Source organism: Candidatus Pedobacter colombiensis, assembly GCA_029202485.1.
GTDB lineage: Bacteria > Bacteroidota > Bacteroidia > Sphingobacteriales > Sphingobacteriaceae > Pedobacter > Pedobacter colombiensis.
Genome location: CP119313.1, coordinates 1,062,926 through 1,075,656 on the forward strand (window position 1 = coordinate 1,062,926; position 12,731 = coordinate 1,075,656).

At 40.4% G+C, this 12,731-nt stretch carries 5 protein-coding genes; 1 reads left to right on the forward strand and 4 read right to left on the reverse strand.

Annotated elements, in window-relative coordinates; translation table 11 throughout:
- Nucleotides 1-18 precede the first annotated feature (18 nt).
- Nucleotides 19-1,239 carry an ABC transporter permease gene (locus P0Y49_04265; protein ID WEK21772.1) on the forward strand — a complete coding sequence of 407 codons (1,221 nt, stop codon included), beginning with the start codon at nucleotides 19-21 and terminating at the stop codon, nucleotides 1,237-1,239.
- Nucleotides 1,240-1,244: 5 nt separating this feature from the next.
- Here the strand turns inward: P0Y49_04265 and P0Y49_04270 are convergent, their stop codons facing one another.
- From P0Y49_04270 to P0Y49_04285, 4 genes are all read right to left on the reverse strand, one after another.
- A complete protein-coding gene (locus tag P0Y49_04270) occupies nucleotides 1,245-5,222 on the reverse strand; it encodes an amino acid adenylation domain-containing protein (protein WEK20354.1) in 3,978 nt (1,325 codons plus the stop codon).
- Between the two features lie 66 nt (nucleotides 5,223-5,288).
- A complete protein-coding gene (locus tag P0Y49_04275; GenBank protein ID WEK20355.1) occupies nucleotides 5,289-7,700 on the reverse strand; it encodes a prolyl oligopeptidase family serine peptidase in 2,412 nt (803 codons plus the stop codon).
- A gap of 138 nt (nucleotides 7,701-7,838) precedes the next feature.
- Nucleotides 7,839-11,096, reverse strand: coding sequence for a TonB-dependent receptor (locus tag P0Y49_04280; GenBank protein ID WEK20356.1), 3,258 nt, complete (start codon nucleotides 11,094-11,096; stop codon nucleotides 7,839-7,841).
- A 283-nt stretch (nucleotides 11,097-11,379) separates the two neighbouring features.
- Entirely contained in the window at nucleotides 11,380-12,726 is a 1,347-nt protein-coding gene (locus tag P0Y49_04285) for a carbohydrate porin (GenBank protein WEK20357.1), read from the reverse strand.
- Nucleotides 12,727-12,731 lie beyond the last annotated feature (5 nt).

Consider the following 12,731-nt stretch of genomic DNA (forward strand, 5'->3'; position numbering starts at 1 on the left):
GAATAGCAGGTGAAAAAATTGAATACAGAATATTTCATAGCAGGGCGGATCGCCATAAAATCGGAGCGTACTTTTTCTAAGTTGATTGTTCGTATCGCTATAGCAGGAGTAATGCTAAGTCTGGCGGTAATGATGCTTTCTGTTGCCATTATAAAAGGCTTTAAAACGGAGATACAGGAGAAGGTAAGAGGCTATATCGGAGATGTAAGGATCTTTAAATACAGCTTAAACAATTCTTTTGAACAACTGCCTTTTGTGCCTAATAAGGAAACGATAGAGAAGCTTAAAAATAATCCTGAAGTTGATTTTTACCAATCTTATGCTACAAAACCAGCAATTATTTCGGCCAATAATGAGGTCGAAGGGATTAACTTTAAAGGGATAGATAAGAGTTTTAACTGGAATTACATCCGCAAACACCTGCTGAGTGGTAAGGTGATCGATTTTGCAGATAGCGCTAAGGCTACACGGCAAATTATGATCTCTCAATTTACAGCCAACAGGTTGAAACTTAAAGTTGGTGATGACTTTATCATGTACTTTGTACAGAACCCACCACGTAAACGCCCTTTTAAAATTGTAGGTATTTATGACATTGGTGTTGAAGAAATTGATAAAGGTTTTGTAATTGGCGATCTGAACATTATCAGAAGATTAAACAATTGGAAGCCTGATGAGATTGGTGGTATTGAGATCAGAATTAAAGATTTTTCTAAGTTAAAAGCTGTATCTGATCATATTTATGAGAATACGGAACTGAACCTGAAATCTGAATCCGTTTCCGATTATTTTCCTGCAATTTTTACCTGGTTGTCCTTACTGGACATCAATACAAAAGTGTTGTTGGTGCTGATGATGGTAGTAGGGGTGATTAACATGATTACTGCTTTATTGATCATGATACTTGAACGAACTAATATGATTGGCATATTGAAAGCTTTTGGTATGACAGACTACAGTGTGATGAAAATATTTCTATACAATGCCCTTTACCTTGTAGGTTTTGGTTTATTGCTTGGCAACATGCTCGGGCTTGGTCTAGGGTTTTTACAACAATACACGCGCATTTATAAGTTAGATCAGGCATCCTATTACTTATCGTATGTACCTATAGAAATTCACTTTACTGATGTTTTGATCTTAAACCTGACCACATTTGTGATTTGTATCCTGGTGTTGATACTGCCATCCATGCTGGTTAGCCGGATTAGCCCACTAAAAGCGATCAGGTTTAAGTAAAAGGTTTAAGTTAACCTTATTGGACTACCAGTCCATTCGGTGCCATCAGCGAGCTTTTCGCCCTTCATCACCAATGACAATGGTTCAATTTTTACATCGTCACCTATCTCGCTATCGTATAAAATAATCGATCTGGATCCGATGGTGCATCTTGCGCCAATTCTTACTTCACCTACTTTCATTACACGATCTTCAAACAAATGTGTTTGTGGACCACAGTCTTCATTAAGAGCCGTATCATCACCAATGCTTACCATATCATGCTCTGTGATGTCAGTGGTATTCAGCCAGACCCGTTTGCCAAATTTAACACCAAACAAGCGAAGCATCATAGGAAGGAAAGGAGTGCCTTTCATGTATTCCAGTAAAAATGGAACAGCCAGCGCCTCGTAAGTAGTGGTATTGGCCTCACTGCGCCATACTTTATTCGTCCACATTGGATTTTGCTCCTTCTTATATTTTCCTACCGAAGTCCATTTTAACACCAGGGTAATCAGCAAGGCCGGTAAACCCATATAAAATAGGTAGTACAGAGGTAGCTTATGTACTTCTTTGAGTATCTGCAAAAGGTTGCGGTCTTTAACGAGATCATGGCAATAGGCAATAAAGAGGATACTACAGCAAATGATAACCGTTTCCGGTAAAATGATTCGTAAACCTTCAATGATAAATCTTGCTGCTCTTCTTGCAGCTGAAGGGTTGGTGGTTAAAGATGACGGATAGTCGCCGCTACTTTGCCTTTTTGGTAAGGAAATGGCGGGTGAACCAAACCAATCCCTTGCAGGAGTTGCTTGTAATTGTTCTGTAGTAGGTGGGGTAGACAATACACCAATCAACATATCATCATTTAATTTATAACCCTGAGGTACTAATGCACTGTTGCCCACAAAGCTGCGATTGCCAATGTAGGTTTTGTCCAGTATCAGACGTTGGGCACGAATATCTTCTTCACCAAGCGTTACTGCATCGGCGATAAAAGATTCGTCACCAATTTCGAGCATGGTATGACTTACATTACTTGCTGTTGAAATTTCAGTGTTTTTACCAATTTTAGCACCTAACATCCTAAAAAAGCCAGATACATAAACCGATGCGAACAAGGGATGCAATACAATCAGTGAAGTGGAGATCAATTGATCAGACAACCATTTGCGTACGTATACATTACTATATACAGGGTAAGTCCCGGGTTTAATATTGTACAATAACAATCTCGATAAAACGATAGTCTCGATGGTATAAAGAGAGATATATAATATCGTTAGCATCGGAATATTCACGAAATAACTGAAATTATAATCCGCCGTCTGGTTATCCATGTAGTTTATAATTTGGATCACCGGAATAAGCGGAGCTAAAATTACAATCGGAAAAATAACCAGTAGCAGGCTATAAAGGAAGCCATAAGATTTCCTGGTGAAGCTGGAAACATGTAGTGGCTGTGGGAGCTCTTCGGGCAATTTTTTGTCAATCTTTTCGGCCGGACTCCCTTTCCATACTTCTCCGGGTTTAATGACCATGCCTTGCTGTAAATGACTTAAGTCTTGCAGCTCGCCCCAAGCTTCGATGGTTGCACCCCCTGATATTACAGATCCGGTACCAATATAGGCATGGTCCTCAATTTTGATCTTTCTAAGTTTGAGCAGACCATTTTCTACCCAGGCATTGTTTAATACTACGCCAGAGCTGATGCTAACATCACTACCTACTTCTATCAAATCCTCCATACCAACAGTTATGGCACTGATCTGAGCATCAGGTATCATTTTCATACCCATTAAACGTAAGTAGAAGGGGTACAGAGGGGTGCCATTCATAAATTGTAAAGGTACCAATGATTGAATGGTTTTTACCAGCCAATACCTAAAGTAGTAAGTTCCCCATAAAGGGTGATCACCTTCCTTAGTACGGCCCAATAAGAGCCATTTACTCACAATGCTTAATAAAGAGAATGTTGGGGCAATAAAACAGAACAATAACAGTGCAGTAATGATCGCGTAAATGGTATCTCCTTTATCGGTATCGCTTTTTGCCAACTCATAATAATAGCCTAAATAGGGTACAAATATTTGCGCTGCAAACAGGCCATAAATAACCAATAATGAGAAGCCTTGAGCAATGCCACAAAGCCAATAGCGTAGGGAAGATACCTTATGAAAAGGCTCTTTTTCTTTATCCTTATTTTTTTCAGCTTTTTCTTCTGCAAGTTCCCATGTCGAGATTAGATTTTTGATAGGACGATGGGTATAAATGTCCTTTAGTGAAGCCTGTTTTACACCACCATCTTTTCTAAGCCAGGAAGAGAAGGATGCAGCGAGTAAAGAATGGCCGCCAAGATCCATAAAGAAATCGGCATCGGTATTGATCTCCCGGCCAGGAAATAAGTATCTTAATCCTGCCAATACGCGTGTTTCCAGCGGATCATCAAGGTTGATGACAATTTGCTCTTCCGCTTTCATTTCTAACAAAACCTGCGGCACAGGCAGTTCTTTGCGATTGATTTTTCCACTTGGAAGCCTTGGCATTTTGTCCATCACCACAATTACCAGCGGGACCATATATGGAGGCAATACTTTTGCCAGTTCTATTCTTGATTGATGCTCATCAAAATCAACACCTGCTTTTAAGGTTACATAACCGACCAGCTGATCTTGCTGATTAACATCTTTTTTTAAGGCTACAGCGGCAGCCGATACTTGTGGGAGTTCATGTAATTTTATTTCAATCTCGCCTAGCTCAATGCGGTATCCCCTAAGCTTTACCTGATCGTCTAAACGGCCTCTAAAATCTACACTACCATCTTCATGCATAATTACTGCATCGCCACTCAAATAAATCCTGTCGCCGGGTATGATACCCTGAAGAGGTTCCGGTTTATCCAAAAACTTCTCCGCGGTAAGATCGGGTCTGTTTACATAACCATCACATACACCTGGGCCAGAAATAATCAGCTGTCCTTGTGTACCCATTGGTACAACATTAAATAAATCATCCACCACTGCAAGGTTATAATTAGGCAGTGGATTGCCAATGGTAATTGGGTCGCCGGGCCTTAAGGCAATCATCGTAGAGGTTACCGTGGTTTCTGTAGGCCCGTAACTGTTGTAAAAGACGTTGTATCCGGGTTTGCTCCATCGATTTAACACCTGGGTGGTACAGGCTTCGCCACCAGCGTTAATGAGCCGGATGGTGGGTATATCATCATCAATTACAGCCAGCAAACTTGGGACTGCATGTAAGATGGTAATGCGTTCGGTCCTTAAAATATAACTCAGTTCATCAATGGATTTAGCTGTTATTGCATCGGCTATCCATAAGGTAGCCCCAGCAAATAAGCTGATCCATGTTTCTTCGCACCACATGTCAAAAGAAACAGAGAAGCCCTGGTAAACTTTATCCTCGGGCAGGATGTTAATTACACTTTGTTCTGAACGGATCAGGTGACAAATTTGACGGTGACTTATGGGAATACCCTTCGGTTTACCCGTGCTGCCTGATGTATATAAAACATAAGCCCTGTCATCGGGCGATGCAGCAATTGGAAAGGAGGTATGTGCAGCGCTTTCCTGAAAGGCCGGAATTTGGTATACCGGACAGTGAATTTCTTCAAGCGAATCACTGAAACAAGCATCCGCACCCACTTCCTGCATCACTATATGAACCCGCTCGGCAGGCATTTCCCGGTCTAACGGAACATAAGCTGCACCCGATTTTACAATACCTAGAATGGCTACTGGTAATTCCAGACTACGTGGCCACCATAAGCCAACGGAATGACCCGGACCAATGCCTTTTGATTGTAAATAAGCTGCAATTTCATCACTCCACTGATCCAATTGAGCATAGGTTATGGAGTGCTCGTTAAAAATCATGGCCGTTTTTTGGCCATAATTTTTAACGGTTGCTCTGAAAATATCACCTATGGTCTCGTTTCGGATAAACTCCGGGCAAGATTTGCCCAGTACCACACTCTTTAAGCTCATTTATATTCGGGGTATTAAATTAGATGTAAATAACCGAAAATTTTTAGTGATAAATGCTAAAACAAATTATTTTGCGTTTTTTACATATTTATCAAGCCAGGTATTCATTTCCCAAAGCATGTGAAGTATGTTTTCTTTGCCACTATAACTATGTGATTCGTAAGGTAAAAATACAAATCTGGTGGTACCACCAAAACCTTTGATGGCATTAAATAAACGTTCGCTATTGATTGGGAAAGTTCCGGGGTTGTTGTCAGAATCGCCATGTATCAGCAGCAAAGGCGTTTTAATCTTGTCTGCATAGCTGAATGGACTCATCTCATAATATAACTGTGGAGCTTCCCAATAAGTGCGTTCCTCGTTTTGGAAACCAAAAGGGGTTAATGTTCTGTTGTAAGCACCACTGCGTGCAATACCGGCTTTAAACAAATTGGTATGCGCCAATAAGTTGGCCGTCATAAAGGCTCCATAGCTGTGGCCACCAATAGCCATCCGATTTCTATCTCCAACCTTCATGTCAACCAGTTTGTTGATTGCAGCTTCGGCATTTAGTTTTAGCTGGTCAATAAAAGTATCATTAGGCTTTTTCCCATCTACGGATACAATAGGCATCTCAGCGTTGTCCAATACAGCATAGCCTTGGGTAACCCAATAAATAGGGGATGCCCAGCTAACGGTGATGAAACGATCTTTAGAACCCCTGATTTGTGCGGCATCTGCTGCAGAGTTAAATTCTCGTGGATAAGCCCAGATCAATACTGGTAGGGGACCATCTTTGGCTTTATCATAACCCTTAGGTAAATATAAATTGCCGGTTAAATCGATGCCATCTGCTCGCTTATAGGCAATTTTTTCTTTAGTAACCCCCTCCAATTGTGGATAAGGATTAGTGAAATGGGTAATTTGACGGTCAGCGATGCGGAGTATTAAATTTTTGATGAAATAGTTGGGAACCTCTTTTTGGGATTCTCTTCGCGTTAATAAAACAAGTTTATTTGCATCCAGTACATCGGCTACATACTCATAAGTCCCTTCTGTACAACGCCAAATGATCTCATTCTTTTTGGTTTTCAGGTCAAATCGCGCAAGAAAGGGTAAATCACCTTTTGGTGAAGAGCCAACTGTATTGTTCATCAATAGCTGGGTTCCATTGTTAAGCACTTGAATAACCTGGCGACCATATTTATTTTTAGCGGTGACAGGCTCTCCAGGATCATTATAAGCATCAGTCTCGTTGCGTTCATACAGGGTTTCTAAGGTACCGGTTGTTGTATTGTAGCGACTGATTTTAATTTTTTGCTTGCTACGCAGTCCTTCTTCCACCAGTGCCAGAGTGGCATCTCCCCAGATAATTCCCTGATAGCGCATTTGGGTTTTGAAAAGTTCTTTACCTTCTCCATTAAATGGTGCGCTTAAAGCATATACCGCATCATGGAAATCTACTTGTTTTTTAATTAATCCACTATCCAAAGGATGCGCCCAGATGATTGTTGAAGGTTCATCACTACGCCATTCATAACCCCGCGGCAGGTTTTGTACATTGTCGTAACCGGAAGGCCGGCCCTCGCTTGATGGCTGCTGAGCAACAACTTTAATCACTTTGCCTGTTAAATCATTTATGCTAAGGGTTGAAGGAAAGCCACTGGCAGCGACAAGGTAGGAAAACGGTTTTTTGAGCGTTCTGATCAGTAAGTAATTTTTATCAGGAGAGATCCTTACACTCGAATAAATTGCAGGTTTTGCAATAGGTGTTTCTACACCATTTTTATTTTTTACCAATTGAGCAGTTGCGAAAAATTCAAACAATTGTTCATCATATGGCGACTTAATTAAATCCTGGTAGGTTACGCTGGGGGCTGCTTTGCCTAAGTTTTGTTGCACGGTTGGGCCTTTAGGCATTAAAGGTTTTTTAGGCGCTGCATCGGCAGATTTTGTGGCTACTTTGTACAGTAAAGTGTTTCCATCTACCCAGATTACGCCTGTGCCAAGGACCACATTCAGGAATTGTTTGTTGATTTTAGTTGCTTTTTTTGTCGCAATATCAATGATATAGAGATCTACACCTTTTTGAGTGGTATTGGTGAAAGCAATCTTTTTCTCATCCGGGCTCCAGCTTATATTTCCGGCAAATAACGGAGCAGGAAGACCAGTAACGGTAAAATTTTTATCAGTCTTAATGTCTTTAAGTGTAAAACTGTTGATATAGGTTTGCCTGCTTGGCGAGTAATTGTTGGGGTTGATACGGAGACCGGCAATGCGGTATTCGGGCATGGCCAGTTCTTCAACAGATGGGTAGGAATTGCGACCGCTTAGCAGCATCCAATCGCCTTTATTGTCTACGCTAACTGCAGGTGTTGGTTTGGCTAATAACAGATCGGCCATCTCTTTTGGAGGCATTTGATAATCAACAGCATCCTGAGCGTATAGGCTAACAGATCCTGCAAGTAGAAATAAATTGAGTATAAGTTTTTTCATCATCGCTATTTACTTTACAAAATATAAACTTACAGATTCTTTAGGTTATAAAAAAAAAGACCGGGCTGCATAACTGCAAACCCGGTCATTTTTAAACTAAAAGAGTTTTTTAATTAAAACTGTTCTTTCAATTTGAACAGTTTAGAAACTATATCTTAAGCCTAACTGCATTTGGTAACGTGATGCAAAGAAATCTTTTGCATATGTACTTGTGTTGGCTTGATCAAATGTGTAATTAGGATAGGTTGTTGCTGATCCAGTTCCTGTAACTGCCTTCAAGCCTATGTTTGCCATAGAGTTATAAGTGTTTGGCGAGAAGTATTGAACTCCCCAATTTTTATTCAGCAAGTTGGTTAAGTTTACGATGTCATAAGTAATCGTAAGCGATTGTTTTTTCGCACCATGACCAGCTACAAAGATGTCCTGAGAGAAACGGAAGTCGGCTTGTACATTCCAAGGAGTGCGTGCACCATTACGTTCTGTAAATTGACCCCTTCTTGTTGCTAAATATTTGTCACCATCAATAAAGGCATCAAAGGCAGCTGCCTGACCAGCATCGGTAATGAATTTACTTGTTTCGCCAACTTTAGGGATATACATTAAGCTTACGTTTTGTCCTGTTCCGTTAATGGTAGTGTTAAACAAACCATAAGAATATGGAGAGCCTGATTGTGCACTAAAGAACAATGAGAAGTTTGAAACATATTTATGTTGGCTATCCCATGCCAATTTGTAATTCACTGTAGAAACAATACGGTTACGGATATCAAAGTTAGAGAAAGCTAATCCAGGCTCATTAGGACTCAATGCCTGGTTTAACTGCCAGTTAGATTCCATTGAGTTACGGATACCGTTGGTAATGTCTTTAGATTGTCCGTAAGTATAAGCACCCATGATGTCTAATCCAAAAGGGAAGGATTTGCTCACCTGACCTGTTAAGCTGTAACGGTAACCTTGACTTGTGTTAGACAATAGATAAGCATTGGTGTATTTAGGATTGATCGATTGAGTGCCATTTACTTTTTGGTAGATAGGCTGTTGGTGATTTACATCGTAAGGGTAGTATATCACGGCATCTACCAAGTTAACTTGTTGGAATTTAAGATCGTTGATTACTTTAGTGTAAATACCTTCTATAGTGAATTTCCACTGATCATCGGTTTTATAATCAAATGCTAAACTTGTTCTCCAGGTTTTAGGCATTTTAAAATTATTGTCAATCAGATCGACTTGAGTTGGACCATTTGCATCATTTACATTTACACCTTGTTTGGCTACAAATCCGGCTTCTCCGTTTCCATTTAAAGCATCTTTAATTGGATCTGAGCCTGCAACAGGTCCGCCTCCTGGGTAGGTGTATTTTTTATCAAATCCACCATAAGTTACGCCGTTGTTGTAGTAAGCATAACCTAACCATGCGAAAGGAACACGACCTGTAAACAATCCGCTACCACCGCGTAATATCGCTTTCTGATCGCCATTAATGTCGTAGTGAAAACCTACACGTGGCGAAACCTGTACTTGTCCAAGGAAATCGTTTTTAATGTCTTTTGGAAGGGTATAAGTATAGGTCGTACCATAATTAGGATCAACCGGAGCATTAGTTGTTTTATCACTTAAAGGTTGTTTATTAGGCATGTCTGCCAAATCAAAACGGATGCCATAAGTCAATTTAAACTTGTCGGTTACCTGGAATTGATCCTCACCATACAAACTAAACATGTTTATTTTAAACTCTGCAGGAGGGTTAGCCATGATGTTATCCCTTGAGTTGTCAGCGTAGTTAAAATTGGTACGAACACGATTTGGTTTGTTGGCCAAAAAGTCGGATACAGAGCCATAAGCTACACGGCCATTCCATGCATTTACAAAACCATAAGTAATGTTGTAAAGCTCGTTGTGTGTACCAAATGTAAAGGTGTGTTTGCCTTTGGTAAGGGTATAGTTGTCTGTAAATTCAAACGTTTTTTGCTTCATGTTAAAGATACTCGCTTCACGGTCAGTGCCTAGGAAGATGGTACCACCACGTGAGGTGATCTCAATTTGAGGAATAGCAGGGTTAGAAAGTGGATTTCTGAAATCGTGGATGTTTGAATAGCCAATAACTAAGCTATTGGAAGCATCATTAGAAAGCCTGCTTTTTAACTCTGCAACTGTAGAACTTTGATTGTTGGTTTGTTTATAATCGATACCACCAAACCTGAAGTTGGCCTGATCGCGCTCCAAATTGGTAGCTGTAGATCTAATGGTGTTGTTACGGATTGTTAACTGATTTTTATCGTTAATGTTCCAATCTAAACGGTTAAAGAACTTGTTTGATTTAGAATAGATGTTATAATTGCCAGAAGCTCCCGGATCAATTCCATAATTGGTTTTCATGTAATTGGTAATCTGGTTTGCTTCGTCAGCAGTAATTATTTTCATGTCCGGTGAACCTGCACCCAAAATCACAGGGTCCTGACGGCGGGTTAACTCTTCGTTGGTAAAGAAAAATAATTTGTCTTTAATGATTGGAAAGCCTACTCTGAAACCGGCTTGATAATCATGAAAAGCAGAAGGCTCTTTAGCGTTATCTCCAATTTTGTTTCTGCCAATCATTGCTGCATTACGGCCATAACCATAAACAGATCCTGTTACATCATTTGATCCGGAACGGGTTACTGCATTCACACTACCTCCGGTAAAGTTTCCGATTTTTACATCGTAAGGGGCAAGTAATACTTGTACATCCTGTATGGCATCAAGAGAAACCGGATTGGTTCTTGTGCTGCTACCTGGCATACCTGAGCTACCACTTTGTCCACCTAAAGAAGGACTAAAGCCAATCGCATCGTTGTTAATAGCGCCGTCAATAGTTACGTTGTTGTATCTAAAGTTAGTACCTACAAAAGAGTTGTCTTTACTACCTTGTGGAGTTAAGCGGGTTACATCGGTTAAGCTGCGACTTACTGTAGGCATTGATTTGATCTGCTCTTCGCCGATATGTGTACCGGTACCTATTTTGGTTCCGCCACGTGCCCCGGCTATCACTACCTCGCCAAGTTGCATACCTTCGTCTTGTAACGTAAAGTCAAGTCGTTGGTCGACACCTAAACTTAAGTTGATGCTTTCTTTTTCTTGTTTGGTATAGCCGATATAGCTAACCGTGATTCTATATGGACCACCTGGGTTTAGGTTATTTACCCGGTATGCACCTTCGGCACTTGTCATAGCACCATATCTTGTTCCTGTTGGTACATGTATAATCAATACACTTGCTCCGGGAACAGCGATACCTTTTGCATCGCGAACTTTTCCATTAACACTGGACGTGGTTACTTGCGCGTTTACTTGAAATGCCGCAAATACCAAAAACATCAGGATAATGCGGTGTAAATGAGTAGTAAAAATTTTTTTCATTGCGTTGATCTTATTTTTCTACAAAAAAAGGGTCGCAACGTGATGTTAATATTAAGTTTACATTAATGTATGTTTGAATTAACGATGTATTAAGATTTGATTAAAAAGGGGGTGAAAAGTGTGTTTTTTTAGCCAAATAGGGTTTTTTGGAGGGGAATCAGGTTTTCTGAAGATCAATTATTTCCTAATTTTATGTTATATGAGTGTTAAATTTATGTTAACAGTCTCAGAATGGCATTATTGCGATTGAATTGTCTTGCTGAAAGGGCTGTGTTATATGAGCTTAAAATGCCACGTGACCGCGAATACCGAATGCGTTTACAGGCCCTCTGTCTTTATTATATGCAGGGTTTTTTACAAATTGATAGTCTATGGTAAGCCAGAAACTTTTTGTTAGTTGGGCATTATAAAAGGTTTCCAGAATCATCTCATTCCCATAATTTAGTCTTCCGTCGCCGATAATGAACCCATATCCGCCATCAGCAAGGAAAGTTCTGTGTGCCCTGGATATCCCATTGCTTACTGCCGCCAGCCCAAATACATCCTTGTTTCTTTTCCATTTGGATCCTATAAGGGATAGCCCCAGGCTAAAGGTATGATCGATTTCTGTAAATGCCCAGGTTACGTCTTTTCCATTATTCCATCCGGCTCTTCCAAAAATTCCGAGATCATTGGTCAGTTCCTGATCTCCACTAAAGCCAAATCCATATTTGCGGCCACCGTAAACGTTATTTTCAGCATTTCCTGATATTACGTTTAGAATAAATGTATTGTTGTCTCGAAGGGCTTGTATACCTTCTGCATAAGATGGGGCTTTAGAATAGGTATTGCTAACTAGTAAGCGCAATGAACCTGGTCTTTTGAAGATGTTTTTTCTTTCTACTTCAATGGTTTCAGAATGAGCCTTACTTAGCTTATACTCCAGGTTAGGGGCATTGGCGACGCGAGGCACAGCAACAGTTGATAAACGGAGTGCCCAGTCTGATTTTACAATTTCTACCACTAGTCCTATGGTGTATCCCCTGGTATTTGCAGGGTAATCCCAGGCTCCATTTGACATTAGTGCCCAGTTAAAAAACTGACCTCTGGCATCGTGGCTGTATTTATTGTCATCATAAAAATCACTTATCGCAAATTTTCCGGCAGTGATGGTGATCCTGTTTTTGGGGATTTTACCTGCGATCTGGTTCCCATCATCTTCCAATTCTACATAATCAGTGTTTCCTAGTGGAAAATCCTGCTGAAAATAAGCTCGGGCAATAAATATTGATGGCTGTGGGTTCCCCACCCTATAGGTCTCTCCATTTAATGCTCCCGCCACACCAACAGCAGAGCTTAAACCTTTTCCACCAGACATTTCGGGATTAAAATATACGCCAGCCCCCTTCCAAAGTCTTCTACCCAAAAATAGGGTAGAGGTTATGCTTGTTGCAGCAATCTCTGCCGTATCAGCCAAACTATTTCTTCCACTATATAGTGCTTTAAAACCAGGGTGATATTGTGAGATTGCCGTAAATTGAAAGTGATAAGTCCAGTTGCTCTTTTTAACCGTATCAGTTTGTTGTGCCCTGGTAAATTGAGCATCGATAATTTGCGCCAGCAATAGTAGGCTTAGAGTCGTTATTTTCATTGGGA

Coding starts and splice junctions, on each gene's coding strand:
- P0Y49_04275 (WEK20355.1), bottom strand. CDS start 7,700: ATGATGAAAAAACTTATACTCAATTTATTTCTACTTGCAGGATCTGTT.
- P0Y49_04270 (WEK20354.1), bottom strand. CDS start 5,222: ATGAGCTTAAAGAGTGTGGTACTGGGCAAATCTTGCCCGGAGTTTATC.
- P0Y49_04285 (WEK20357.1), bottom strand. CDS start 12,726: ATGAAAATAACGACTCTAAGCCTACTATTGCTGGCGCAAATTATCGAT.
- P0Y49_04280 (WEK20356.1), bottom strand. CDS start 11,096: ATGAAAAAAATTTTTACTACTCATTTACACCGCATTATCCTGATGTTT.